23 protein-coding genes are annotated in these 24,198 nt (G+C 63.3%); 16 read left to right on the forward strand and 7 right to left on the reverse strand.

What is annotated here, in order from left to right; translation table 11 throughout:
- The first annotated feature begins 253 nt into the window (after nt 1-253).
- From AC07SU_RS09860 to AC07SU_RS09890, 7 genes are all read left to right on the forward strand, one after another.
- Nucleotides 254-1,273 carry a LacI family DNA-binding transcriptional regulator gene (locus tag AC07SU_RS09860; RefSeq protein ID WP_176995643.1) on the forward strand — a complete coding sequence of 340 codons (1,020 nt, stop codon included), beginning with the start codon at nt 254-256 and terminating at the stop codon, nt 1,271-1,273.
- Nucleotides 1,257-2,261, forward strand: a complete 1,005-nt coding sequence (locus tag AC07SU_RS09865) for an ABC transporter substrate-binding protein (protein WP_176995644.1) — start codon at nt 1,257-1,259, stop codon at nt 2,259-2,261. The genes AC07SU_RS09860 and AC07SU_RS09865 overlap by 17 nt, the downstream gene beginning before the upstream one ends.
- A complete protein-coding gene (locus AC07SU_RS09870) occupies nt 2,262-3,080 on the forward strand; it encodes an ABC transporter permease (RefSeq protein WP_494996933.1) in 819 nt (272 codons plus the stop codon).
- Entirely contained in the window at nt 3,077-3,871 is a 795-nt protein-coding gene (locus AC07SU_RS09875; protein WP_494996934.1) for an ABC transporter permease, read from the forward strand. Before AC07SU_RS09870 ends, AC07SU_RS09875 begins: the two co-directional genes overlap by 4 nt.
- Complete coding sequence (locus AC07SU_RS09880; RefSeq protein ID WP_494996935.1) at nt 3,868-4,899, forward strand: ABC transporter ATP-binding protein; 1,032 nt, start codon at nt 3,868-3,870, stop codon at nt 4,897-4,899. The genes AC07SU_RS09875 and AC07SU_RS09880 overlap by 4 nt, the downstream gene beginning before the upstream one ends.
- 10 nt (nt 4,900-4,909) lie before the next feature.
- Nucleotides 4,910-5,743 (forward strand): phosphodiesterase, encoded by an 834-nt coding sequence (locus tag AC07SU_RS09885; RefSeq protein ID WP_494996936.1) that lies wholly within the window; start codon nt 4,910-4,912, stop codon nt 5,741-5,743.
- A 138-nt stretch (nt 5,744-5,881) separates the two neighbouring features.
- On the forward strand, nt 5,882-7,201 hold the full coding sequence (locus tag AC07SU_RS09890) for an OprD family porin (RefSeq protein WP_494996937.1): 1,320 nt from the start codon (nt 5,882-5,884) through the stop codon (nt 7,199-7,201).
- 345 nt (nt 7,202-7,546) lie between these two features.
- Here the strand turns inward: AC07SU_RS09890 and AC07SU_RS09895 are convergent, their stop codons facing one another.
- Nucleotides 7,547-9,190 carry a sensor domain-containing diguanylate cyclase gene (locus tag AC07SU_RS09895; RefSeq protein WP_494996938.1) on the reverse strand — a complete coding sequence of 548 codons (1,644 nt, stop codon included), beginning with the start codon at nt 9,188-9,190 and terminating at the stop codon, nt 7,547-7,549.
- A 167-nt stretch (nt 9,191-9,357) separates the two neighbouring features.
- On the opposite strand from AC07SU_RS09895, the gene AC07SU_RS09900 reads away from it, so the two are divergent.
- Complete coding sequence (locus AC07SU_RS09900; RefSeq protein ID WP_178922228.1) at nt 9,358-9,960, forward strand: LysE family translocator; 603 nt, start codon at nt 9,358-9,360, stop codon at nt 9,958-9,960.
- Between the two features lie 171 nt (nt 9,961-10,131).
- On the opposite strand, the gene AC07SU_RS09905 is transcribed toward AC07SU_RS09900, so the two are convergent.
- Complete coding sequence (locus AC07SU_RS09905) at nt 10,132-11,286, reverse strand: acetyltransferase domain-containing protein (protein WP_494996939.1); 1,155 nt, start codon at nt 11,284-11,286, stop codon at nt 10,132-10,134.
- Between the two features lie 129 nt (nt 11,287-11,415).
- On the opposite strand from AC07SU_RS09905, the gene AC07SU_RS09910 reads away from it, so the two are divergent.
- The 3 genes from AC07SU_RS09910 to AC07SU_RS09920 all read left to right on the forward strand — a co-directional run bounded on the left by AC07SU_RS09910 (nt 11,416) and on the right by AC07SU_RS09920 (nt 15,389).
- The gene (locus AC07SU_RS09910) at nt 11,416-11,913 is read left to right on the forward strand and encodes a sigma-70 family RNA polymerase sigma factor (protein WP_494996940.1); all 498 of its coding nucleotides are present in this window, start codon (nt 11,416-11,418) and stop codon (nt 11,911-11,913) included.
- Nucleotides 11,910-12,863: a FecR domain-containing protein gene (locus AC07SU_RS09915; RefSeq protein ID WP_494996941.1), complete on the forward strand. Its 954-nt coding sequence runs from the start codon at nt 11,910-11,912 to the stop codon at nt 12,861-12,863. The genes AC07SU_RS09910 and AC07SU_RS09915 overlap by 4 nt, the downstream gene beginning before the upstream one ends.
- A gap of 90 nt (nt 12,864-12,953) precedes the next feature.
- Nucleotides 12,954-15,389, forward strand: a complete 2,436-nt coding sequence (locus AC07SU_RS09920; protein ID WP_494996942.1) for a TonB-dependent siderophore receptor — start codon at nt 12,954-12,956, stop codon at nt 15,387-15,389.
- Between the two features lie 31 nt (nt 15,390-15,420).
- Here the strand turns inward: AC07SU_RS09920 and AC07SU_RS09925 are convergent, their stop codons facing one another.
- A complete protein-coding gene (locus AC07SU_RS09925) occupies nt 15,421-16,482 on the reverse strand; it encodes a HoxN/HupN/NixA family nickel/cobalt transporter (RefSeq protein ID WP_494996943.1) in 1,062 nt (353 codons plus the stop codon).
- 143 nt (nt 16,483-16,625) lie between these two features.
- Here AC07SU_RS09925 and AC07SU_RS09930 point away from each other — a divergent pair, with 143 nt between their 5' ends.
- Nucleotides 16,626-17,174, forward strand: coding sequence for a DUF924 family protein (locus AC07SU_RS09930; RefSeq protein ID WP_494996944.1), 549 nt, complete (start codon nt 16,626-16,628; stop codon nt 17,172-17,174).
- On the opposite strand, the gene AC07SU_RS09935 is transcribed toward AC07SU_RS09930, so the two are convergent.
- Nucleotides 17,171-18,610 (reverse strand): alpha/beta hydrolase family protein, encoded by a 1,440-nt coding sequence (locus AC07SU_RS09935; RefSeq protein WP_494996945.1) that lies wholly within the window; start codon nt 18,608-18,610, stop codon nt 17,171-17,173. The two genes, AC07SU_RS09930 and AC07SU_RS09935, sit on opposite strands and share 4 nt — an antisense overlap.
- 189 nt (nt 18,611-18,799) lie before the next feature.
- On the opposite strand from AC07SU_RS09935, the gene yfcF reads away from it, so the two are divergent.
- Nucleotides 18,800-19,432, forward strand: a complete 633-nt coding sequence (yfcF, locus tag AC07SU_RS09940) for a glutathione transferase (RefSeq protein WP_494996946.1) — start codon at nt 18,800-18,802, stop codon at nt 19,430-19,432.
- 4 nt (nt 19,433-19,436) lie between these two features.
- On the opposite strand, the gene AC07SU_RS09945 is transcribed toward yfcF, so the two are convergent.
- Nucleotides 19,437-19,682, reverse strand: coding sequence for a hypothetical protein (locus tag AC07SU_RS09945; RefSeq protein ID WP_494996947.1), 246 nt, complete (start codon nt 19,680-19,682; stop codon nt 19,437-19,439).
- 143 nt (nt 19,683-19,825) lie between these two features.
- Here AC07SU_RS09945 and AC07SU_RS09950 point away from each other — a divergent pair, with 143 nt between their 5' ends.
- Together AC07SU_RS09950 and AC07SU_RS09955 are read left to right on the forward strand one after the other, a co-directional pair.
- Complete coding sequence (locus AC07SU_RS09950) at nt 19,826-20,470, forward strand: ATPase (RefSeq protein WP_176995661.1); 645 nt, start codon at nt 19,826-19,828, stop codon at nt 20,468-20,470.
- 35 nt (nt 20,471-20,505) lie between these two features.
- The gene (locus tag AC07SU_RS09955; RefSeq protein WP_494996948.1) at nt 20,506-20,847 is read left to right on the forward strand and encodes a hypothetical protein; all 342 of its coding nucleotides are present in this window, start codon (nt 20,506-20,508) and stop codon (nt 20,845-20,847) included.
- Nucleotides 20,848-20,977: 130 nt separating this feature from the next.
- Here AC07SU_RS09955 and AC07SU_RS09960 read toward each other — a convergent pair whose 3' ends face one another.
- Together AC07SU_RS09960 and AC07SU_RS09965 are read right to left on the reverse strand one after the other, a co-directional pair.
- Entirely contained in the window at nt 20,978-21,724 is a 747-nt protein-coding gene (locus AC07SU_RS09960; RefSeq protein ID WP_494996949.1) for a creatininase family protein, read from the reverse strand.
- Nucleotides 21,725-21,754: 30 nt separating this feature from the next.
- Entirely contained in the window at nt 21,755-22,483 is a 729-nt protein-coding gene (locus AC07SU_RS09965) for a murein L,D-transpeptidase catalytic domain family protein (RefSeq protein ID WP_176995664.1), read from the reverse strand.
- A 40-nt stretch (nt 22,484-22,523) separates the two neighbouring features.
- Between AC07SU_RS09965 and AC07SU_RS09970 the strand changes: the two genes are divergently transcribed.
- Nucleotides 22,524-24,104 (forward strand): L,D-transpeptidase family protein, encoded by a 1,581-nt coding sequence (locus AC07SU_RS09970; RefSeq protein ID WP_494996950.1) that lies wholly within the window; start codon nt 22,524-22,526, stop codon nt 24,102-24,104.
- The last annotated feature ends 94 nt before the right edge of the window (nt 24,105-24,198 follow it).

The following is a 24,198-nucleotide window of genomic DNA, read 5'->3' on the forward strand; positions in this document are numbered from 1 at the left end:
GATCTGTGTCGCAACGAAGATCCACTGTGGGAGCTGGCTTGCCTGCGAAAGCGGCGGCACAGGCAACAGCGATGTTGCCTGACCCACCGCCTTCGCAGCCTCGCTATAGCTCGACAACTCCTACAAGTGATCTCCATAGGCGGGAGAAGATGTCTGGCTTCGAATGACATCAAATTGTCATCTACTCACCACTTGTCTGCCACATTCCCTCGCTACTGTCCTCGCCAATGAGATCGATCTCAAGCGAGTGACAATGACTGACTTGAAAGACGTTGCACGGCTGGCTGGCGTATCTCGCGCCACCGCCGCCCGCACCTTTGCTTCCCCCGACCAGGTGCGCCCGACCACCCGTGAACAGGTGTTCGCTGCCGCCCGTGAATTGGGGTTCCGGCCCAATCTGCTGGGTCGCCAGTTGCGCCTGCAAACCACCCAGTTGATTGGTGTGGTGGTGCCCAACCTGCTCAACCCGGTGTTCGCCGAACAGTTCCAGGCCATGGAGCGCGCCGCGCGGTTGCGAGGCTACAGCCTGTTGCTGGCCACCACCGACTACAACAGCGAGCGCGAGAGCATTGTGGTGGAAGAACTGCTGCGCCAACGGGTCGACGGCCTGGTGCTGACGGTCACCGATGCCGAGAGCAATGCCGTGCTCAGCAGCCTGAACACCGAGCAAACCCCGTTTGTGCTGGCTTATCACCAACCGAGCAACCCCAACTACAGCGCCGTGTCGGTGGACAACCGTGCCGGCATGGCCCTGGCCACCCGTTATTTGCTGGAGGCCGGGCACCGCCGCATCAGCATGGTCGCCGGCCCCGCGTTGCAGTCCGACCGGGCGCGCCTGCGCTACGCCGGTTACTGCGACGCCATGAACGAATACGGCCTCGACAGCCGCCCGGTGATCGAAATGCCGGCCCACACCCAAGCTGAATTCGCCGCGATCGAACCGTTCCTGCAAGGTCCGGACGCGCCTACCGCGCTGGTGTGTTCCAACGATTTCCTGGCCATCAGCCTGATCGCCGAACTGCGCCGCAACCGTTGGAACGTCCCCGAACAACTCTCGGTGATGGGCTTTGACGGCATCAGCCTCGGCACCCAGATGCACCCGACCCTGTGCAGCGTGGTGCAGCCCATCGCGCTGCTTGCCAGCACCGTGATTGACCAGTTGCTGGCGCAGATCGCTGGCAACGACCCGATATCCCATTGCCTGCCTTGTCATATCCGGCCGGGCGACAGCACCCAACCCCATGAGGAGACGCCTGATGCGCGCGTTCAGTAAAACCCTGGCAGCCGTGCTGCTGTGCGGAGCCGCCAGCCTGGCCCAGGCCGCCGAAACCGCTATCTGCTACAACTGCCCGCCCGACTGGGCCGACTGGGGCACCCAGCTCAAGGCCATCGCCGCCAGCACCGGTGTGCAAGTGCCGCTGGACAACAAGAACTCCGGCCAGTCCCTGGCACAGTTGGTTGCCGAAAAAGCCGCGCCCGTGGCCGACGTCGTTTACTACGGCGTGACCTTCGGCCTGCAAGCGCAGAAGGCCGATGTAGTGGGCACCTACAAACCCAAGGCCTGGGACCAGATTCCTGCCGGTTTGAAAGACCCGGCCGGCCACTGGTTCGCCATCCACTCCGGCACCTTGGGCATCATGGTCAACGTCGATGCGCTGGGTGGTTTGCCGGTGCCGCAAAGCTGGGCCGACCTGCTCAAGCCTGAGTACAAAGGCATGGTTGGCTACCTCGACCCGTCCAGCGCGTTTGTCGGCTACGTCTCGGCCGTGGCGATTAACCGCGCCATGGGCGGCGACCTGGACAACTTCGCGCCGGCCATCGATTACTTCCAGAAACTGGCGAAAAACGCCCCCATCGTGCCCAAGCAAACCGCGTATGCGCGGGTGCTGTCGGGTGAGCTGCCCATCCTGGTGGACTACGACTTCAACGCCTACCGCGCCCGCTACAAGGACAACGCCAACGTCGCCTTCGTGATCCCCCAGGAAGGCAGCATCAGCGTGCCCTACGTGATGAGCCTGGTGGCCAACGCACCACACCGCGCCAATGCCGAGAAAGTCCTCGACTTCGTGCTGTCGGACGAAGGCCAGGCACTCTGGGCCAAGGCCTACCTGCGCCCGGTGCGCCCGATGAAAATGCCGGCTGACGTGGCGGCACAGTTCCTGCCTGACAGCGACTACGCCCGCGCCGGTGTGGTGGACTACGAAAAAATGGCCGCTGTGCAGGAAGCCTTCGCCGCCCGTTACCTGAACGAGGTCAAGTAAGTGGCAGCGTCCGCAAAACACGCAAGCTGGGCCTTGGCTCCCGCGTTTGCTGTGCTGCTCGCATTCTGGCTGTTGCCGCTGGCGCACCTGGTGCTGCTTGGCGCCGAGAGCCGCGACGCGAATGGCAGCGGCTATTGGCAGGTGCTCAGCAGCGCGCAGTACCTGGGCAGCCTGGGGCAAACCCTGGTCCTGGCCGTGGTGGTGACGCTGGTCGCATTGGTGATCGGCGGCATCAGCGGCGTGTTCCTCGCCCGGCACCAGTTCTTCGGGCGCTCGGCATTGGTGGCGCTGCTCACCTTTCCCTTGGCCTTTCCCGGCGTGGTGGTGGGCTTCCTGGTGATCCTGCTGGCCGGCCGCCAAGGCTTGCTGGCTTCACTGGGCCTGCAACTGGCCGGTGAGCGCTGGATCTTCGCCTACTCGCTGGCGGGACTGTTTGTGGGCTACCTGTACTTCTCGATTCCGCGGGTGATTCTCACGGTGATGGCGGCGTGCGAGAGCCTCGACCGCAGCCTGGAGGAGGCCGCGCATTCACTGGGCGCCGGGCTTTGGCGCGTGGTGTGCGACGTGATCGTACCGGGTTTGGCGCCTGCGTTGGCGTCGTGCGGGGCGATCTGTTTTGCCACGTCCATGGGCGCCTTCGGCACGGCCTTTACCTTGGGCACGCGGCTCAATGTCACCCCGGTGGCGATCTACAACGTGTTCACCAACTACGCCAACTTTGCCGTCGCCGCTGCGCTGTCGGTGGTGCTGGGCGCGGTGACCTGGGCGGTGTTGCTGCTCACCCGGCGCCTGGTGAAAAACGCGGGGACTGTGCTGTGAAACGTTCATCGCTGTTTGTGATTCAACTGCTGTTCACTTTGCTGGTGTGCGCCTTCATGCTGGTGCCGGTGCTGATGTCATTGCTGGCCGGTGTAACCCGCAACTTCTTCGTCGGCCTGTCGAGCGGCTTGACCTTCGACTGGCTGATCCAGGTGTGGCAAGCCTATTCGTCCACCGTGTGGCTGTCGCTGCAACTGGCCCTGGCCTGCGCGGTGTGCGTCTGCGTGATCGGCGTACCGGCGGCCTACGCTCTGGTGCGCATGAACAACCGCTTCAGCCGCGCCTTCGAAGAGTTGATGGTGCTGCCGGTGGCCATGCCCGGCTTGGCCAGTGCACTGGCCTTGCTGTTGACCTACGGCCAGTTCGGCAGCTTTCGCAGCAGCTGGCTGTTCATCCTGGTTGGCCATGTGCTGTTCACCTTGCCGTTCCTGGTGCGCCCGGTGATGGCGGTGATGCAGCGCCAGCAACTGCCGGTGCTGGAAGAGGCTGCCGCCAGCCTTGGCGCGGGGCCGATCAAGCGCTTTTTCAGCGTGGTGGTGCCCAACTGCCGGGCCGGGATCCTGGCCGGTGTGCTGATGGTGGTGACCTTGTCCCTGGGTGAGTTCAACCTGACCTGGATGCTCCACACACCCATGACCAAGACGTTGCCGGTGGGCCTGGCCGACAGCTACGCCTCGGCGCGCCTGGAAATCGCCAGCGCCTACACCCTTATCTTTTTGCTGATGATCGTGCCGCTGCTGATTGCGCTGCAGGCCATCAGTGCCCGTTTGTCCCGTGGAGAGCGTCGATGACCGCTATCACTATCCGCCTGCAAGGCTGTCGCAAGGCGTTCGCCGACGGCACCGTGGCCGTGCATGACCTGAACCTGACCGTCGAAGGCGGCGAGACCCTGGCGATCCTGGGCCCATCGGGCTGCGGCAAGACCACCACCTTGCGCCTGATCGCCGGCCTTGAGCGCCCGGACGTGGGCCAGGTGCTGTTTGGTGATCAGGACGTGACCCGCCTGCCCATCGAGCGCCGCGACGTGGGCATGGTGTTCCAGAACTACGCGCTGTTTCCCAACCTGGATGTGGCGGGGAATATCGTCTACGGCTTGAAGATTCGCGGCATGGCCGCGCTGGAGCGCAACAAGCGCTGCGATGAACTGCTGGAACTGGTGGGCTTGCAGAATCATGGCAAGCGCAGCATCCATGAGTTGTCGGGCGGCCAGCGCCAGCGCGTGGCGTTGGCCCGCGCTTTGGCCCCACGCCCGAAAGTGTTGTTGTTGGACGAACCCCTGGCCGCCCTCGATGCGCAACTGCGCGAACGCCTGCGCAGCGAACTCAATGAGCTGCTGCGCGGCCTCGGCATCACCTCTGTGTTCGTTACCCATGACCAGGGCGAAGCCATGGCCCTGGGCGACCGGATCCTGGTGATGGAGCAGGGGCGTGTCGCGCAGTTGGCGAGCCCGCGGGAGATCTACCAGAAACCGGCCAATGCGTTCGTCGCGGGCTTTGTCGGCAACCTCAATGCCTTCCCGGTGATCGCGTCGTCGGCCCATGGTTTGACAGTCTGCGGCGGCGAGTTGCCGTGGCATGCGGCCGAGCGGCCCAGCACGGTGTATTGCCGCCCCGAACACCTGAAGGTGATGGAGAGCGAAGGACACTTGCACGGCCACCTGCTGGCGCAGTTCTTCCAGGGCGCGCAAAGCCGTTTGCTGGTGGAGGTGGGCGGCCCGCAACCGCTGCTGGTGGACAGCAGCGACAACCAGCTCTACGCCGTTGGCGCACCGATTGCCCTGGCGATTGCGCCGCACATGTTGTTTACCCTGAATGCTTGAGACTCTATTAGTGAATCGTCCGTTTCTCGTCGCGCAGATCAGCGACCTGCACCTCAAAGCCGGCCAGCGCCTCACCTATGGGGTGGTCGATACCCTGGGCGCGCTGCGCCGTGCCGTCGACCATTTGAACGCCAGCCACCCACGGCCCGACATCGTGGTCATCAGTGGCGACCTGGTGGACTTCGGCCGTGCCGATGAATATGCCGTGCTGCACCCCGAACTCGCACGCCTGCACATGCCGTGCTACCTGGTGCCGGGCAACCACGACACGCGTGGGCCGTTGTTGGACGCATTTGCGGATCACGCTTACTTGCCAGCGTCGGCCGACGGCCCGCTGGACTGGGTGGTGGACGAACATCCGCTGCGCTTGATCGGCCTGGACTCGACCATCCCCGGTGGCCACGGCGGGCAGTTGCTCGACAGCCAACTGCAGTGGCTCGATGAACAGTTGGCACTGCGCCCCGACGCGCCCACTGTGCTGATCCTGCACCACCCGCCGTTTATCAGCGGCATCGGCCATATGGATCGCGAACCCTTTATCAACGCCGCCGCCCTGGAGCGTGTGGTCGCTCGTCACCCGCAGGTGGAGCGCCTGCTCTGCGGGCATTTGCATCGCCCGATGCAGCGGCGGTTTGGCGGTAGCCTGAGCTGTGTGTGCCCGGGCACTTCGCACCAGATTGTGCTCGATTTGCAGGATGCGGCCCCTGCGCATTTCAACCTGGAACCGGCCGGTTACCTGCTGCACCGCTGGGATCAATCCCAAGGGTTGATCAGCCACAACGCGGTGTTCGGGGACTACCCGGGGCCGTACCCGTTTTATGACGCTCATGGATTGATTGACTAGCCGTTTACGGAGGTCCACTTCGCACAACTAAGTCGCTAACCGTTAGTTAACGCACCGGCCAACCCGAGTTTGGCCGAGTGCTTCCTGCTGCCTATTTTTTGCGCCCGGAACTTGAATTCCGCGCCGGAGTTCGTCCTGATGAAAGCTACTTTGAATGTATTAAGCGTATTGACCGGTACCTTGGGCGTGGCCCTGAGCCCCTTGGCCTCTGCTGATTTCCTGGGGGACAGCAAAGCCAACTTGAACATGCGCAACTTCTACTTCAATAACGATAACCGTGACGGTGCTGCGGCACCATCGAAGACCGAAGAGTGGGGTCAGGCATTTATCCTCAACTATCAGTCGGGCTTTACAGACGGCACGGTCGGCTTTGGCCTGGATGCGATCGGCATGCTCGGCGTGACCCTCGACAGCGGCGCCGGCCGCCATGTGGGCAGTTCGATGATCCCCAACGATGACGGCAAGGCCGCCGACAGCTGGGCCCGTGGCGGTGCAACGGCCAAGGCGCGTTTCGCCCAGAGCGAACTGCGCTACGGTTACCTGCGGCCGAACCTGCCGATCCTGGTGAGTAACGATGGCCGCCTGTTGCCGCAGTCGTTCGAAGGCGGGCAGATCACCAGCAAGGACATCGACAACCTGACCCTGATCGGCGGCCAGCTGCAACACACCACCGGACGCGGTTCCAGTGACCGCAGTGGGTTGGCGGCGGCGGGCGGCAGCCAGGAAAGCAATAAATTCAACTACGCCGGCGCCGATTACCAGGTGACCAAGGACCTGATGGTCCAGTACTACTACGCCAACCTTGAGGATTATTACCAACAGCACTTTGCCGGGTTGATCCACGTGTTGCCGCTGGGTGATTACGGCTCGTTGAAAACCGACCTGCGCTACTTCAAGACCACCTCCGACGGCAAAAACAGCAGCGCGGCCGGGCGCGCCGAAGGCTACAAGTTCGGTGGCTATACCAAGAACGGCACGGGTGAAATCGACAACAACACCTGGAGTGCGGCGTTCATCTATTCGCTCGGCCCGCACGCCATCACGGCGGGTTACCAGCAAGTGTCGGACGACAGCAACTTCGCCCAGCTCAACCAGGGTGGTCTGGTGAACAAAGGGGAGGGCGGTTCCAGCCTCTACCTCTACACCGACCGCACCGTGCAGACCTTCATCCAGGCCGGCGAGCGCACGGCGTTTGCGCAATACGCCTACGACTTCGTCGCACTGGGCCTGCCGGGGCTGAAGGCGTCGGTGATGTACCTCAAGGGCGACCATATCCTCACCACCGCCGGCAACAACGCCAGCGAATGGGAGCGGGATATCTCCCTGGATTACGTGGTGCAGAGCGGCACGTTCAAGAACGTCGGGTTTGGCTGGCGCAACGGCGTATCGCGCAGCGAAGTCGCACGGGACCAGGACCAGAACCGCGTATTCGTCAGCTACTCGATCCCCCTGCTATAAACCCGATCTTTGTAGTGAGCGGGCTCGCCCCGCGCCGCGCCAGCCCAGACACCGCCCATTCACAGGAGAAATCGGGTGCCTGAGACAACGCGGCGCGGGGCAAGCCCGCTCACTACAAAGGGTGATAACTGGCATCAAGACACCAGGCGGCCAATCTCGGCCAGCGCCAAGGCAAGGGCACCGATACTGAGCAAGGTGAAGACCAGCGCAACCACGTGCGCCAACACGACCGTCAACGGGTGCATGGTGTGCTTCCTGAAATGTTGAGGAAGCACGATTATGAAAAGCCCCTGCCAGCGGATACAGACGCTGGCGGATATTTCAGTGATAAGCAAAACCCAAGGTTTACGCCACCCGGTTCCTGCCCGCGCCCTTGGCCTGGTAGAGCTGCATGTCGGCGCGCTTGAGCAGTGCCGAGGAGTCGCGGTCCGACGGCTCGGCCACGCCTACGCCAATGCTGACCGTCACATGGCCCACCGTGGGGAATTTCGCGGCGGCCACGGCGGCGCGGATTTTTTCGGCGACCACCTCGGGGCTGTCCGGTTCTTCGACTTCGGGTAGCAGCACCGCAAACTCCTCACCGCCGTAACGCGCGACAAAGTCGGTGGCGCGGGTGGTGCTTTCGATCAGGGCGGCGAGTTGGCAGAGCACGTCGTCACCCACAGCGTGCCCGTAGGTATCGTTGACCCGTTTGAAGTAATCGGCGTCGATCAACAGCAGGGCGAAGGTGCGTCCGGTACGCTGGAACAGCAGGCTGTTTTCGGCGAGTTTCTCGTCGAAGCGGCGGCGGTTGTAGACCCCGGTCAGCGCGTCGTGAGTGGCCAGTTTCAACAGGTCGGCGTTGGCTTGGGTCAGGTCGGCCGTGCGTTGAGCCACCGTTGCTTCAAGGGACGCATTGGCCTCCTGCAACTCACGTTCCTTGTGGAGCAACGATTGGGTCATACGGCTGATGGACTGCCCCAGTTGGGCGATCTCCAGCACCGGATGCTCCTGGGAAAACACCGCGCCGGGTTGCTGCTCCTGCACGAGCTTGGCGGACTTTGCCAGGCGCTCGATCGGCCGGCTCAGGGTCAGTGCCAGGTAGTACGCCACCAGGCCGAACACGATGGCGGCGAGCACGCCCAGGATCAGCAATTTGTACAACAGCACCCGCGCCGGTTGCAGGGCGATGTCCAGCGGCTGGCGCACCACGATGTACCACGACAGGTTGGCATTGGACGGGCTCGGCACCGCCACCGAGGCCGTCACGTAGCCGTTGCCGGTGGTCCAGCCGGAAGGTGAGTGCAGATTGGCTTGGGGCATTTGTTCGCCCGCGAGGATCTCGGGGTACAGCACCTTGCCGTCGAAGTCGATGATCAGCGCTTGCAGGCTGGGCGCGGCGTCCTTTTGCATCACCGCCGCATCGACGATCTGGGTCACCCAGCGCCAGTGCGCATGGGCGCCGAGCACGCCGATGGTTTCGCCCTTGGCGTTGCGGATCGGCGCGGCAAAGTCGATGAAGCGCAGCGGCTCACCCTTGGCCGCACTCGGCAGCAGCTTGGCGAGCAACACGGCTTCGTGGGGATCACCGGTGTATTCCCCGCGCATGCCCGCCTGGAACCACGGGCGTTGCTGCACCGACTGGTTGACCAGCAACCCCTTCACCGCCTGGCGTACCCGGCCCTCGGCGTCGGCTACGCCCATCCACGCGTACTCGGCGCGTGACTGGGTACGCAGCTCCATCAAGGTCATGATGTCCGGCGCGTCCAGGTCGCCCTGGCGGAACAACGGCGCCTTGCTCAGCAGCGACACTTCCAGCTGCCGCTCGCGCAATTGCACCGCCAGCAGCGCCGCGCTGGAACGGGCGGTGCTGAGCAGGGCGTTGCCGCTGGCCTGCTTCACCTGTTCAGTGGCGATATGCCCCACGTAAAAGCCCACGATCAGCAAAGTGAGCAACGATAAACCGGCAAACCACAGGGTCAGGTGAGTACGCAGACTGGCTTTGAGCATTGGGCACGTTCACAGGCTAGGTGTCATTACATGGTAGGCGTAATCTCAGCCCCGGTGCCAGTTGTGATTGTTCGGCCCACCCGCTGCCGCGCCAACCTACGAACGTACAAGAATCCCCCCGACAGGCCTCAGTAGACTCGCCGCACTCCCTCTACTGCAGGTTTTCCATGGACATTTTCCTCTACGCATTCAGCGTCATGTACAGCCCCGGCCCGGTGAATTTCATGGGCCTCAATGCCGGGCTCACCGGCCAGTTCCGGCGCTCCACCGGGTTTTTCATCGGCGTGGGCTGCGCGATGCTGGTGCTGTTCGTGCTGTTTGGCTACACCGGCGAGGCGATCATCTCCCAGGCTGCACTGCCGTACATTTCGTTGGTGGGCGGTGTGTACACGCTGTACCTCGCGTACCAGGTGTTCACCGCGCGCACGGTGGTGGATGAAGCAGCTTCAACGGCGCCGACCAAGACCCTCACGTTCTGGAACGGGCTGGTGATCCAACTGCTCAACCCCAAGGGCATCATGGCGGTGCTGCCAATCACCAGTGTGATGCTGCCGGCAGCGCACATCACCGGCGTGTCGATTGCGTTGGTGTCGGCGGTGCTGGCCTTTGGCGCTTTTGGTGCGCCGTGGGTGTACGCACTGCTCGGGGCTGGGCTGGGGCGGCGCATCAACGGCACCTCGGCGTTCACCGTGTTCAACCGGTGCATGGGGATTGCGCTGGCGGTTTGCGCGTACTTCATGTTTCACGCGTTCTACGTGCACATCGTGTAGGCGCTGGGTCCCTGCTGCGATCCGACAAGCCACCCCACAGTTGACCGAGTACACCCGCGGATCTGCCCTCACTGTAGGAGCCGGCTTGCCGGCGATAGCGATCCATCAGCCAGCAGAGTTGCAGCTGAGCCACCGCCATCGCAGGCAAGCCAGCTCCCACAGGGTGGGCGGCTACAGGTATTTGAGCCAGGCCAAGTCGCGGCGGCGCGCCTTGAGCCCGGCGAACCAGCGCACGGGTGGATACAGCGCCAGTGGCAGCAACAGCGCCACCAGCCACACGGCGCCGATGCTGTCGAAGCCGAAATAGTTGCCGTGATTGAGACCAAACAGCGCCACACAGGCGACATACAGGATTTTCAGCACATACAGGTGCAGCAGATAAAAGAACATCGGCGCAGCGCCGAAAGTGGCGAGCAGGGCGATCCAGCGTTTGTGCCCCGCGCGTTCAAAGGCCAGCAACAGCAGCAGACCCACGCCCAAGGTCATCGTCAGGAACAACAGCGAAGGTGGGTACTTGGTCACGTTGAAAAAGCTCATCAGCGTGTACACGCCACTGTCGTAACTCAGCCAGGGTTTTTCACCGTAGCCATTGAATGTTCGCACCACACCAAATCCGATCAGCGCCCCCACACCCGCCAGCAGCAGATAACGCTGACGCCTCGCCGGCTGCATGCCATTGGCAAACCACGGACCCAGACCGTAACCCAAGGCAATCACGCCGATCCACGGCAGCACCGGGTAGGTGGTGCGCAATCGCAGGGTGTCACTCACGTCGATCCAACTACGTTCGTGCAAGATCGCCCACAGGTTTTGCAGGGATGAGCCTGGCGCGAAGTGCACGCCATCCAACAGGTTGTGACCAGCGATGATCAGCAGCGCCAACCCAATCAACAGCGGCCTTGGCAACCACACCAAGGCGGCAAGAGCGAGCATGCTCACACCGATGGCCCAGATCACTTGCAGGTAGATCACGCTCGGCGGCAGTTGGAAGGTCCAGGCGAAGTTGACCAGAGTGAATTCCAGCACCACCAGAAACAGCCCGCGCTTAAACAGGAATGCCGATACATCCCCGCGGCCCTGGTATTTCTGGCCGTACAACCACGCCGACAAACCCGTGAGCAGCACGAACACCGGCGCGCACAGGTGGGCGAGGGTGCGGCTGATAAACAGGGCCGGTTCGGTGCTGTCGAGGGTCATCGGGTCGCTGACCTGGCGGTGCAGCAGGAACGTTTCGCGCACGTGGTCCAGCAACATGAACAGGATCACCAGGCCACGCAGGGCGTCGATGGAAAGCAGGCGTTGGCGCAGGGGGACAGCGTCGGTCATGGGCGAGGGTCACAGGTCAGGCGAAAAATTGGCGTTATCCTATAACATTAATTAATGCGTTGCCGGGCTCTGTGGCTGCAATTAGAATGCGATCAATTCTTAATTACTGCCGGGTTCCGGGTGATCTGCATGTCGTCTTCGCTCAATCTGCCTCTCCAGGCGCTGTACTGCGAACACCACGGATGGTTGTACCGCTGGCTCGACCGCAAGCTGGGCAACGCCAGCGACGCGGCCGACCTGGCCCATGACACCTTCATGCGCCTGCTCACGCGCCAGAACCCCGCAGGGTACGGCAGCGAGCCGCGCGCCTTGCTCACCCACATCGCCAAGGGCCTGATGATCGACAGCTGGCGCCGCCAGGAAGTCGAGCGCGCTTATCTGGAAACCATCGCCCATCTGCCGGAGCAGCATGTTCCGTCGCCGGAAACCCGCTGGTTGATCCTTGAGGCGCTGTACCGCATCGAAGCCATGCTGCGCGATTTACCCGAGAAAACCCGCCAGGCGTTCCTGTTGTCGCAGATCGATGGCCTGACCTACCCGCAGATCGCCGATGAGCTGAAGGTGTCGCTGGCCTCGGTCAAGCGCTACATGCGCGATGCCTTCCTCGCGTGCCTGAGCGTGGCATGAACCCGTCCATCGACCCGCAGATCCTCGGCGAAGCCGCCGACTGGATGGTGCAACTGCAGTCCGGCAGCGCCACCGACGAAGACCGCCGCGCCGTGGCCCAATGGCAAGGCCGCAGTGCCCAGCACGCCCAAGCCTGGCAGCGCGCGGAAGCGATATTGGGTGACTTCAACAGCGTGCCCGGGGCCATCGCCGGCGAGACCCTCAAGCGCATCGGCCGCAAACCATCCCTGGGCCGGCGCCAGGCACTCGGTCTGTTGTTGCTGGCCGGCCCTGCAGCGTGGCTGGCGTACCAACACAAGCCCTGGCAAGCCTGGACGGCCGACCAGCACACGGCTATCGGCGAACAGCGCACCCTCACCTTGCCCGACGGCACACGGCTGCTGATCAACACCAACAGCTCGTTGAATATCGCCTTCACCGACCAGGTGCGGCGCATCGAGTTGCTGCAGGGCGAGGTGATGATCACCACCGCCAAAGACCCTGCGCCGACGCATCGCCCATTTATCGTGCAGACCCGCCACGGCACAGCTCGTGCCCTGGGAACGCATTTCAGCGTGCGTGTGGGCGAGCAGAGCAGCCGCGTCGCCGTGCTTGAGGGGGCCGTGGAAATGCTGCCGGAACGAGCCAGCCGTGGGGTGGTCCTCAAGGCCGGTGAGCAGAGCGCGTTTGGCCGCGACCGTGTGGCGGCGGTGGAACCGTTGGCGGTCAGCGCGACCACCTGGGAGAACGGCATGCTGCTGGCCCAGCACATGCGCCTGGCGGATTTGCTCGACGAACTGGGCCGCTATCGCCCCGGCGTGTTGCGCTGCCATGAACGTGTGGCGGGCTTGACCGTTTCGGGTGCGTTCCCGTTGCGCGACACCGACGCCAGCCTGCGTTTGCTGCAGGAAACCTTGCCGGTGAAGATCAGCAGCCTGACCGGCTACTGGGTGACCGTCGAACCGCGCTGAATTTTTTTCACTGTTCGCTGAGACCTTTTTCGTTGTCGCCCGGTGTAGGGGAATAACCCTCACCTTTGCACCGCGCCAACAGGAATGCCCATGACCGCCAGCCCGCACCCCATTCGCCCCTTGAAAGCCTTGAGCCTGGCTGTTGCCCTGGCGGCCATCGCACCGTTGCACAGCGTGCTGGCCGCCGAGGAAGCGTCCACCCACGCGGCACGCAGCTACACCGTCGCGCCGGGGTCGTTGGGCAATGTGTTGGCGCAGTTCGCGGCGTTGTCCGGCGTGCCGTTGTCGTTTGACTCCACGCTGCTCAATGACCAGCAGAGCCCCGGCCTGCACGGCGACTTCACCGCTCAGTCAGGTTTGCTGCACTTGCTCCAAGGCAGCGGCTACACCTTGCAAGGCACTGCCACCCAGGGCTACACCGTGGTGCCGGAGGCCAATGGCGCGGCGGTGCAATTGGGCGCGACCACCATCAGCGGCGAGGGGAGCGGGGCGCAGGCAGACACCTATGGCGGCGGCCAGGTGGCGCGGTCGGCGCGCCTGGGTGTGTTGGGCAACCGTTCGATCAACGATGTGCCGTTCAGCGTGGTCAGCTACACCGCCAAAACCATTGCCGACCAGCAGGCGCGCACCGTGGGTGATGTGCTGCTCAACGATGCTTCGGTGCGCCAGTCCTCGGGGTTTGGCAACTTCTCCCAGATGTTCATCATTCGCGGTTTGCCGCTGAACACCGATGACATTGCCTTCAATGGCCTCTACGGCGTGCTGCCCCGGCAGATCATCACCACCGAAGCCCTGGAGCGCGTGGAGTTGTTCAAGGGCCCCAACGCCTTCGTCAACGGCGTGTCTCCAGCTGGCACGGGCATCGGCGGCAGCGTCAACCTGGTGCCCAAGCGCGCCGAAGACACGCCGACCCGCAGCGTCAGCCTCGACTACGCCAGCGACGGCCAGACCGGTGGCCACCTCGACCTGGGCCAGCGTTTTGGGGAAGACAACCGCTTCGGTGCGCGGGTCAACCTGGCCAGGCACGGGGGCGACACAGCCATTGATGACGAAAACAAAAGCTCGCAGCTGGTGGCCATTGCCCTGGACTACCGCGGCGATCGCCTGCGCGTGTCCACCGACTTCGGCTACCAGAAAGAACGCATCAACAACGGGCGCTCCGTGGTGTACCCCAACGGCACCCAAGTGCCCAAGGCGCCCTCGGCCAAGCACAACTATGCGCAGGACTGGAGCTGGTCGGAGCTGGAAGACACCTACGGCATGTTCAACGCCGAGTACGATCTCACTGACAGCTGGACCGCCTACGTGGGTGGCGGCGCCAAGCACACGCGGGAGAACGGCGAGTATTCGTCGCTGTACGTGGGCAACGATGGCAGCGGGCGCGTGGGTTTCCTCTATTCGCCCCACGACGAAGACAACAAGAGCGCCATGGCCGGTTTGAACGGGCACTTCGACACCGGGCCGGTGACCCATCAGATGAACCTCGGTTTGTCGGGCATCTGGGGTGAGCAGCGTTCGGCGTTCGAGGCGATCACCCAGGCCAACCGCAAGCCGGGCAACCTGTATAACCCTACCCAGATCCCGCGTCCCACCGTGACCTACTTCGGCAGCGACATTCATGACCCACGGGTGGTCGGCAAAAATCGCATCAAGAGCGCCGCCGCCTCCGACACCCTGGGCTTTCTCGATGACCGCGTGCTGTTGACCGTGGGCCTGCGCCGCCAGACCATCGAAGTGGACGCGTGGAACACCACCACCGGTGCGCGCAATGCCAACTACGACAAGTCGATCACTACGCCGGTGTATGGCGTGGTGCTCAAGCCGTGGGAGCATGTGTCGTTCTACGCCAACCGCATCGAAGGGCTGGCCCAGGGGCCGACGTCGCCGTCTACGGGGGTGACCAACCCCAACGTTACTTTCGCGCCCAAGCGCAGCAAGCAGACCGAAGCCGGGATCAAGCTGGATTGGGACAGCTACGGCGCGACGCTCGGGGTTTACCGGATCGAGCAGCCGAACAACGCCACCTCGCGCTTGCCGGGCAATAGTCTGGATACGTTCAGCGTCGATGGCCTGCAAATCAACAAAGGCGTGGAGCTGAATGTATTCGGTGAACCCATCGACGGCCTGCGCTTGCTGACCGGTGCGACCTGGATGCACACCGAACAACAGAACACCTCCAATGGCCTGAGCGACGGTAACCGCGTGGCCGGCGTGCCGCGCTACCAGTTCAACGTGGGGGCTGACTGGGACGTGCCGGGCATCCAGGGCGCGGCGGTTAGCGCGCGGCTGTTGCGTACTGGAGGCGAGTACGTCAATGCGACCAACACCCTGGATATTCCGGCCTGGACCCGCGTCGACCTCGGCGCCCGTTATGGCTTCAAGGCTGACGACAAGCTCATCACCCTGCGCGCCAACCTTGAGAACGTGGCGAACAAGGCGTATTGGGCCTCGGCTTCGACGGCCAACAACTACCTGACCCAGGGGGAGCCGCGCACGCTCAAGGTTTCGGCTACTGTCGACTTCTAACCCTTCCTGGTGTTTGGGGCGACGCTGCGCGTCACAACGGGTGGCTGGTCTCAAGCTGGTCATACCGCTTCACCCGATACAACACTACCGACGCCCCCCAACTCACCACAAAAATCCCGATGATGAGGTACCCAAGCAGCCCGAAGCTGTCATTCAAGCTGCCGATAAACGCCCAGAACTCCCCCTTGAGTTCCAACTGGTCCGAGATCAGCCCCAGCGCCTCGATGCTGCCGATGACCACCGCCACCACTACCGACACCAGGGTAATGCTCATGTTGTAGTAGATCTTGCGGATCGGCTTCAGGTACGCCCAGCCGTAGGCACCGAGCATCAGGTGCCCGTCGAGGGTGTCCACCAGGGACATGCCGGCGCTGAACAGCAGCGGGAACACCATGATCGACCACGGCGACAACCCTTGCGCCGCCTGCGCGGCGGAGATGCCCAGCAGGGCAATTTCGGTGGCGGTGTCAAACCCCAGGCCAAACAGGAAGCCCAGCGGGTACAGGTGCCAACTGCGGCTGATCAGGCGGAACAACGGGCGAAAGATCCGCGCCATGAACCCCCGGTCGGCCAGCAGCAGGTTGAAGTCTTCCTCTACGTACGCGCCGCCTTGGCGCACATGCCGCCAGGCCTGATAGATCGAGCGCAGGATCACCAGGTTCATCAGCGCGATCACCAGCAGGAACAGCGCCGAGACCGAGGTGCCGATCACGCCGCCCACGGCCTTGAACGCTTCGAAATGGTCCTTGAGGGTCGCCGCCGTAAAGGCCACGGCGATGGACGCCAGCACCACCACCGAGGAATGCCCCAGGGAGAAAAAGAACCCCACCGCCACCGGGCGTTTTTGCTCCTGCATCAGCTTGCGGGTGGCGTTGTCGATGGCCGCGATGTGGTCGGCGTCTACCGCGTGGCGCAGGCCGAAGCTGTAGGCGAGCAGGGCGGTGCCCAACAACACCGGGTGCGCGTGAAACGCCGCCAGTGCCCAGAGCCAGGCACCCACGTTGAGGGCGATCAACACACCGTAGATGCCGAATAATTTGCCACGGACCTGGCTGTTCGAATCACTGAAAACCTGGGCAAGACGGTGGATCATCAGGTAAACCCTATTAAGGCAATGGCGCGACCGCTCCGACGCAGGAACGGCTCCGGGTGCTGAAATGCTTCAGGCACCCGGGAACGTTAATGGATTCGGCACGCGCCTATGATGAAATCTGCGGGTTGAACAGGGGATTGATGATGAACACGAATGGACAGTCTGCCCAAGCGGTGCTTGAGTTCTGGACACAGGCGGGGCCCAAGCGCTGGTTCGCCAAGGATGCGGCGTTTGACGCGACGTTTCGCGACACCTTCTACACCACCCACCTGCAAGCGGCGCGCCGTGAACTGGAAGGCTGGCTGGACACGGCGCAGGGCGCGCTGGCCTTGCTGATCCTGCTGGACCAGTACCCGCGCAATGCGTTTCGCGGCACGGCGCACATGTTTGCCACCGACCCGTTGGCCCGCCTGTACGCACGGCGGATGGTGGACGCCGGCCTGGACCAGCAGATCGAACCGGCGTTGCGCGCGTTCTGTTATTTGCCGTTCGAACACTCCGAAGACAAGGCCGACCAGCAACGTTCGGTCGCCCTCAACCAGCACCTGGACGCCAACACCTTCCACTGGGCCAAGGAGCACGCCGACATCATCGAGCGGTTCGGGCGCTTTCCCCATCGCAATGAGGTGCTGGCCAGGCCCACCACCGAGGAGGAACGTGTGTTTCTCGACGCCGGTGGCTTTGCGGGTTAAGCCTCGACAGGCACCGGGATTTCTTTGGCGCCGGCGGGGCGAAAGCGCCGCAGTCCCTTGAGGTCGACGGCCCAGCGCAGGGCTTCGGTGGCTGACGGGCGCGGGCCGTGGCTGATCGCCTGGGCCTCCTTGGTGAGGTTGGCGAGATACCCTTTTGCGCCGCCGCGCTCGCTCCAGTAGTGGGTGTGGCTGAGCCAGGAACGGGCGAGCCAGCCTTTCCATTTGCCCACGGTCACCGGCAAGTCCAGCACACCGGCGCCCATCACCGGGCTCACCGGGCCGCTGACAATGTCGCCAAACAAACCCAAGGGCGCCGGAAAGTAGAGGTTGGTCCAGCGCGTCACCGCAAAGGCCGCCGCGTGGTGCAGGTACTGCGGGGTGAACGGCTTTTGCCCGAGCATCACCGCCTGGCGCGCGTTGTAGCCGTAGCCCTTGGTGTCTTCGGTGGGCGGGCAGGCGGGGGCTTCGCGGCGTTCCATGCGCTGCTTGAAATCACTGACGCTACGGCCGAGCAACAGGCTGGCGTGGGCCATGGGGCTGCCGACCGTGACCAGGTCGGTGATGCGCCAGGGGTTGCCCAGGCTACGCTGTTCGATGAACGCCTGGGCCTGCTGTTCGCGAAACCTGAAGAGGCTGCCCAGGCTGCCATCCAGTGCGGCGCCAGCGGCGTGCAGGGTTTCGTTGATCACCGGTTGCAGCGGCTCGTTGTCGGCGTATCGCTCGGCCAACTCGCGATTGCTGGGGATCACCTTGGTCAGTTGGTCGTGATGTTCATGCCACAGGTAGCCGACGATATCGTAGGCAATCACGCTGCCCAGGCTGTGGCCGACCACGATGATGCGGTCGTAGTCGCCTTTGTTGTGCAAGGCGCGCAGCAACGCTACGCCGTCGGCGCGGATCTGTTCGCGCACCACCACATTCTGCGGGTTGGGGCTGAGGTAGCGGGCGGCGTCGCCCAGGTACGACAGGGCGGAATAGCGCAGACCCAGGCCGACGGCGCCCATCAGCAGCGGGACCAGGGCGAAAGGGTTGTCGTGGTGCTCGAACTTGCCCCAGGCGGTGGCCAGGGTACCGGTGGCCACCAGCAACAGGAACAGCATCACCGTCCAGCGCGTGGTGCGCCAGATCGGCACGATGGCGTCTGGAATGTCGCGGCGCGGGCGCTTGAAGATGTCCCACAGCCAACCCAGCAAGTGCCCGACCTTGGTGCCCTGCATCTTGTGGGCCCAGTAATATTCGTAGAAGTCGGTGGTGGTGCGTCCCGATGACTTCAACACGCGCAGGTCGAAATTGCGTGACAGCCGGTCCGGCTTGCTCCAGTAGAAGGGCGTGCCGTCGGGCGTGTCGGCGGGGATCATCGCTTCCACGAAGCCGCGCAAGGTGTCCATCGGGCGCTGTTCGCCGATGCCGTGGATGACCACAACCGCTTGTTTCATGTGCTGATCATTCCTTGAAAGCTCATTCCTTGAGAACCACGAGGGGCGGGGCGAATCGGCATTGTGGCCGATGGCCATAATATTGCCATCAACGCCGCTATTCCCGCCAGGAATGCCCCCATAAAAACCCAGCATTGTCATTCTGGTCGTCGATCTCGTAGCGTGGGTTTCCAACCAAGGAGTTCCGCCATGAGCCAAGCCCCGCTGCGCCTGTACGTTGATGCCCACTTCACCAGCCCCTACGCGATGTCGGTGTTTGTCACCTTGCTGGAAAAGGGCCTGGCGTTTGAAACGGTGACCCTGGACCTGGACGCCGCCCAGAACCAAGCGGCAGATTTTGCCCAGCTGTCCCTGACCCAGCGGGTGCCGACGCTTGAGGACGGCAACTTTGCGCTGTCGGAGTCGTCGGCGATATGCGAATACTTGGAAGAGGCCTATCCCGCCGTGCCGGTCTACCCGGCTGACCTGCACCTGCGGGCGAGGGCGCGCCAGGTGCAGGCGTGGTTGCGCAGCGACATGCTGCCGATTCGCCAGGAGCGTTCGACGCTGGTGGTGTTCTACGGGCAGACGATGCCGCCGCTGTCACCCGTGGCCCAGTCCGCCGCCCGCAAGTTGATCGCGGCGGCGCAGGCGCTGCTGGCGGGTAACCCCGAGCACCTGTTCGGCGAGTGGTCGATTGCCGACGTGGACCTGCCGGTGATGCTCAACCGGCTGATCCTCAACGGCGACCCGGTGCCGGCCGAGTTGGTGGACTACGCCCGCCGCCAGTGGCAGCGGCCATCGGTGCAGGCCTGGGTCAACCTGCAACGGCCTGCACTCTAGAGGCTTACAACCATTCCTGGGCCACGCGGCGGTCCAGGTCTTCCCAGTCGGCCATGCCCAGAACCCGCGTGGTGTTCAAGCCACGCAGGTAGCCGCGCAGTTGTTGGGCGCTGGCGAAGGCCTGGTCGGCGTCGGCGGTTTCGTCCTGCAGCACGGCTTCATAGTCGACCAGGTAATCGGCGACCCGCTCACGAAACTCCGGCAAGACGGCTTCGCGGATACGGTCGAAGGTTTTCTGGTGAGGCTTCATGGCGGATCCTTATCGTTATAGTGAGGTCGGGCTACGCGACACTATCGGTTCAAATGATAGTCACCATCAAGGATCGCAAGTTCTGTTTTTACGCCATTAGTGGACAATTGCCCCATCGAGACGCCGCTCAAGGAGATCGCGCGATGAGGACTTTTATCCAACTGGGTTTGATGATGCTGATGGTGAGTGCCGTGGTGCTGACCAACCCGGCGATTGCCGATGATCTGCGTACAGGCCATTTGCTACCGATCGACGGTAGCGTAGACTCCCTGCAGCGTGCGCAGTCGGTGGGTGTGTTGTACACCGAAAACACCCGCGACAACCTCAGCTACCTTGAGCGTTACCACACCATGGCCTTGAACGGCGCCAAGGATGCCCTTGATGGGCGCATCCGCCAGGCGTTCGTCAACAGCTCCGACCCGGAACTGGCCATTGATTGGTTGATGAGCTCGCTGCAGGGCACTTTTCTCTCGGTGACTGTCTATAGCAGCCTCGATGAACTGGTGCAGGCTCATCCCGATGTGGTGGTGATGCTCGATACCCATAACCAACTGTTGACCCAGCGTAACGATCAGGTCGAGGCGCGTTTTGTTGCACGGTTCTATGACGCGAACCTGCAATACATCGCCAAGGCCGAAGGTTCGGTGCGCAAACAGGTACCGTCGGTGTGGGTGCATGACAAGGCGGCGCCCGAGATTGCCGCCCAGATCGAGCAGCAGCGTGACGTACAACTCGATGCCTTGAAACAGTTTGATGCGTCGCTCAAAGCCTTGGTGCGTGCCGGCTGATGCGACCGACACTTTTTATCTATTCAGGATGCTCTATGCGCTCTTTTTTCGCCCCGGCCATGGCCTTTGCTTCATTGTTGCTGGCCGGTTGTGTGTCTGCCCCGAATGCTCCAACCCTGACCCTGCAGTCGACCAAGACCCCCGAAGGTTACCTGCAGTGCGTGCTGCCCAAGCTTGAAAAGCACGGCATCACTTCCACCGTGACCCAGAATTCGCGCCACGCCAAAGTGGTGCTCACCAGCAAATTTGCCGCGGATGACGTGCTGGAAGCCTACAAGTCCCAGGACGGCACCAAGGTGTTCCTGTACGAGCGCAAGCCGCTGGCGTCGACCATCACGCCGTCGCGCCTGGAGCAGGTCGCACAAGACTGCAAATAGTCTCAGGCAACACACATACCAATGTGGGAGGGGGCTTGCTCCCGAAAGCGGGGTGTCAGCCAATGAATAAGGTGGCTGATACACCGCAATCGGGGTCAAGCCCCCTCCCACAGTTTGGTTTGATACAAGGCTAGGGCTTGGCTTCGCTGGTGAAGGCATTCACGGTCTTGATCAGCCCTTGCGCAGCCAGCGCCACCAACTCACCGCCTTTTTCCACCGTCGCCAACGCCGGGTCCGAACCCATGCGCCCGTCGGGGAAGCGTGCGCGGAAGTCCAGCGCTTCGCGAATCGGTCCGGTGTTGGCGATTTGTGGCGAATACTCGGCGGTCTTGATCGACTCCGGGTAAGCCCATTGCGTCACCGCGATTTCCGACGGGGTGGCATGACTGCCGTGGCCCACCGGGAACTGGCGCTGGGCCAGGTCGTTGACGCCTTCCAGGTCCCACCAGTTCACCAGCTTGAGCGCGAAGCCGGCCGGGCGACGGGCGAAACTCGCTTCGGCGTACAGTTCGGAAAACGCCGCCTCGATCGTGGCGATATTGCCGCCGTGGCCATTCAGAAACAGGATCTTCTCGAAACCATGCCCGACCAGCGAGCGCACCCAGTCGCCAATGGCGGCGATAAAGGTGGAAGGGCGCAGGGAAATGGTGCCGGGGAAGCCCAGGTGGTGCTGGGCCATGCCGATGTTGAAGGTCGGCGCGATCAGGAGGTCGGCGTTGTTCTGCGCCTCATGGGCGATGATTTCCGGGCACATCCAGTCGGTGCCCAGCAGGCCGGTCGGGCCGTGTTGTTCGTTGGACCCGATGGGCACCACCACCGTGCGGCTACGTTCCAGAAACTGCCCGATCTCGATCCAGGTGGATTTATGTAGAAGCATTCGACGCTCTCTTTTAGCTATGGGGACAGGCTATCCACCACGGATTGTACGACTACTCGCCACCTGTTGGGGCTTGCAGTTGAGATAGGTCGAAGACTTCAGCCAGCGCTGGTCCGGGTACCACGAAAACATGAACTGCCCATCCTTGAGCTTGTCCACCACCTGGCGGGCCACCTGCGGGCGCACGGCCGGGCAACCCTGGCTGCGGCCGATACGGCCTTCGCGCTTGCTCCAGGCCGGGTTGACGTAGTCGGCGGCGTGAATCACCAAGGCGCGGTCGCGGGCCTGGTCATTGAAGCCCGGCTCAAGGCCATCCATGCGCAGCGAATACCCATGGGTGCCCAGGTAACTTTCCTGGGTGCGGAACAAGCCCAGGCTGGATTGGTGGCTGCCTTCGCGGTTGGAGAACTGGGTGGCGAAGTTTTCCCCGGATTTGGCGCCGTGGGCCACCAGGTCGCGCAGTACGAGGGTCTTCTTGCGCAAATCGAAGATCCACAGGCGACGGGCGGTCGAGGGCTGGGAGTAGTCAATGACGGCGAGGCGCTCGGAACGTTCCTCGCCGTTATTGACCGCGCACTGCACCGCGCTCAGGGCGCTTTTAAGCACAGTGGGATTGAGTTCTGGAGCCGAGCGCGCGAGGCTGCTATACAAGGTAGGAGGGTTGCCATTGGCGGCGAGCGCAGAATTGCTCAATACAGCCAGGCCCATGGAAATCAGACCCAGGGTGATCGGGCCTAACCGGTACATAAAAGTCAGCATCTGCAGTACATCCCCCCGCTGCGGATTGGAGTGAAGCCAAGTGTTCAAAAAACACGCATGTTACTTGAGCATTTGCCTGCTCGTTGCACCACTGGTCGCGACAGCCGATGAGGTGCCCCTGGCCGCCGTGCCCGTGCTTTCTGTCAGCCCGGTGCAACAGGCCCTCGCTCAGTTAGCCAGCGTTTGCCCCGACCTCGCCCCCCACATCGACCCGGCCGCCCAGTTGCGGCTGCAAGCGTTCTATCAGCAGCAGGGCGATACGCCGTTGTGGTCCGAGGCTGAGCGCCGCCAAGCGCTGAATGCTCAGTTGCTGATGCTGGCGGATGACGGCCTGGACCCCACCCACTATAGCCTGCCTGCGGCAGATGCCACGGCCAACGTGCTGTGCACCGATATCGGCATCAGCCAGCAGTACCTGCAAGCCCTGCAGGATTTGCACTACGGTCGCCTCCAGCAATCGCGCTTCGAGCCGTTGTGGCATTCCCAACCACCGGCCCGCGACGCCAACACCGAAGTGCTCGCATTCGCCGCCACGGGCCTGCAAGACATGGCCCAAGCCTTCGACCAAGCGCGGCCCAGTGCCGACCTTTACCGCAGCCTGCGCAATGCCTATTCCGCCGTGCGTCTACAGCCGTTGCCGCATTGGGACCCGGTAGCCACCGGCCCATTGCTGCGCCCCGGCATGGAAGACCCCCGCGTGCCGGAACTGGCACGGCGCCTGATCAGTGGCGGCTACCTGGCCAAGGCACCGAGCGGCAAGCAATACCGCGACGACCTGGTCAAGGCGGTCAAAGCGTTCCAGCTCAGCCACTCGCTGCAAGCGGATGGCGTGATCGGCACCGGCACCGTGGCCGAACTCAATATCAGCCCGGCGATTCGCCGCGACCAGTTGCGTATCAACCTCGAACGTTTCCGCTGGCTGGCCCAGGACCTGGAGCCTGAAGGGGTGGTGGTTAACGTCGCCGCGGCGCAACTGAGCGTCTACCAGAGCGGCATTCCCGTGTGGCAGACCCGCCTGCAAGTCGGCCGCGCCGAACGCCAGACGCCGCTGCTCAAGTCGCGCATCACCCGGCTGACCCTCAACCCCACCTGGACCATCCCGCCCACCATCATGCGCGAGGACAAACTCCCGGCCATCCGCCTCAACCCCGAATACCTGCGCCAGCAAAACCTGCAGGTGCTCGACGCCCAGGGCCACGCGCTGGCGCCGGACCAGGTGGACTGGTCCCGGCCCGGCAATATTCTCCTGCGCCAGGAAGCTGGCCCGCGCAACCCGCTGGGCAAGATCGTGATGCGCTTTCCCAACCCGTACTCGGTGTACCTGCACGACACGCCGAGTCAGCCGCTGTTCACCAAAGGGCCACGGGCGTTCAGTTCAGGTTGCGTGCGGGTTGAACAGCCACTGATGCTGCGCGACCTGCTGGTAAGCCCGGCCGAACGCACGCGCACCGATGAACTGCTGGCCACCGGCCTGACCCACGAATTCCGGCTGGCCACGCCAGTGCCAGTGTTGCTGGGGTACTGGACGGTGGAGGTCAATCGCGACGGCGGGCTGGTCTACGCACCCGACATCTACGGACGCGACCCCGTGCTGATCAAGGCCATGGGCACGGTGCTCTAACGTCACCCTAACGCCGTCTGTAGTGGGGGGGGGGGGGGGGGGGGGGGGGGGGGGGGGGGGGGGGGGGGGGGGGGGGGGGGGGGGGGGGGGGGGG

It is taken from the genome of Pseudomonas sp. GW821-FHT05H12 (assembly GCF_059419385.1).

What these genes read in the sequence shown, in the direction of transcription:
- AC07SU_RS09950 (WP_176995661.1), top strand. Translation starts at nt 19,826, where the DNA reads ATGAGGACTTTTATCCAACTGGGTTTGATGATGCTGATGGTGAGTGCC.
- AC07SU_RS09915 (WP_494996941.1), top strand. Translation starts at nt 11,910, where the DNA reads ATGAACCCGTCCATCGACCCGCAGATCCTCGGCGAAGCCGCCGACTGG.
- AC07SU_RS09945 (WP_494996947.1), bottom strand. Translation starts at nt 19,682, where the DNA reads ATGAAGCCTCACCAGAAAACCTTCGACCGTATCCGCGAAGCCGTCTTG.
- AC07SU_RS09865 (WP_176995644.1), top strand. Translation starts at nt 1,257, where the DNA reads ATGCGCGCGTTCAGTAAAACCCTGGCAGCCGTGCTGCTGTGCGGAGCC.
- AC07SU_RS09935 (WP_494996945.1), bottom strand. Translation starts at nt 18,610, where the DNA reads ATGAAACAAGCGGTTGTGGTCATCCACGGCATCGGCGAACAGCGCCCG.
- AC07SU_RS09955 (WP_494996948.1), top strand. Translation starts at nt 20,506, where the DNA reads ATGCGCTCTTTTTTCGCCCCGGCCATGGCCTTTGCTTCATTGTTGCTG.
- AC07SU_RS09925 (WP_494996943.1), bottom strand. Translation starts at nt 16,482, where the DNA reads ATGATCCACCGTCTTGCCCAGGTTTTCAGTGATTCGAACAGCCAGGTC.
- AC07SU_RS09960 (WP_494996949.1), bottom strand. Translation starts at nt 21,724, where the DNA reads ATGCTTCTACATAAATCCACCTGGATCGAGATCGGGCAGTTTCTGGAA.
- AC07SU_RS09920 (WP_494996942.1), top strand. Translation starts at nt 12,954, where the DNA reads ATGACCGCCAGCCCGCACCCCATTCGCCCCTTGAAAGCCTTGAGCCTG.
- AC07SU_RS09965 (WP_176995664.1), bottom strand. Translation starts at nt 22,483, where the DNA reads ATGCTGACTTTTATGTACCGGTTAGGCCCGATCACCCTGGGTCTGATT.
- yfcF (WP_494996946.1), top strand. Translation starts at nt 18,800, where the DNA reads ATGAGCCAAGCCCCGCTGCGCCTGTACGTTGATGCCCACTTCACCAGC.
- AC07SU_RS09930 (WP_494996944.1), top strand. Translation starts at nt 16,626, where the DNA reads ATGAACACGAATGGACAGTCTGCCCAAGCGGTGCTTGAGTTCTGGACA.
- AC07SU_RS09860 (WP_176995643.1), top strand. Translation starts at nt 254, where the DNA reads ATGACTGACTTGAAAGACGTTGCACGGCTGGCTGGCGTATCTCGCGCC.
- AC07SU_RS09900 (WP_178922228.1), top strand. Translation starts at nt 9,358, where the DNA reads ATGGACATTTTCCTCTACGCATTCAGCGTCATGTACAGCCCCGGCCCG.
- AC07SU_RS09905 (WP_494996939.1), bottom strand. Translation starts at nt 11,286, where the DNA reads ATGACCGACGCTGTCCCCCTGCGCCAACGCCTGCTTTCCATCGACGCC.
- AC07SU_RS09895 (WP_494996938.1), bottom strand. Translation starts at nt 9,190, where the DNA reads ATGCTCAAAGCCAGTCTGCGTACTCACCTGACCCTGTGGTTTGCCGGT.
- AC07SU_RS09890 (WP_494996937.1), top strand. Translation starts at nt 5,882, where the DNA reads ATGAAAGCTACTTTGAATGTATTAAGCGTATTGACCGGTACCTTGGGC.
- AC07SU_RS09910 (WP_494996940.1), top strand. Translation starts at nt 11,416, where the DNA reads ATGTCGTCTTCGCTCAATCTGCCTCTCCAGGCGCTGTACTGCGAACAC.
- AC07SU_RS09880 (WP_494996935.1), top strand. Translation starts at nt 3,868, where the DNA reads ATGACCGCTATCACTATCCGCCTGCAAGGCTGTCGCAAGGCGTTCGCC.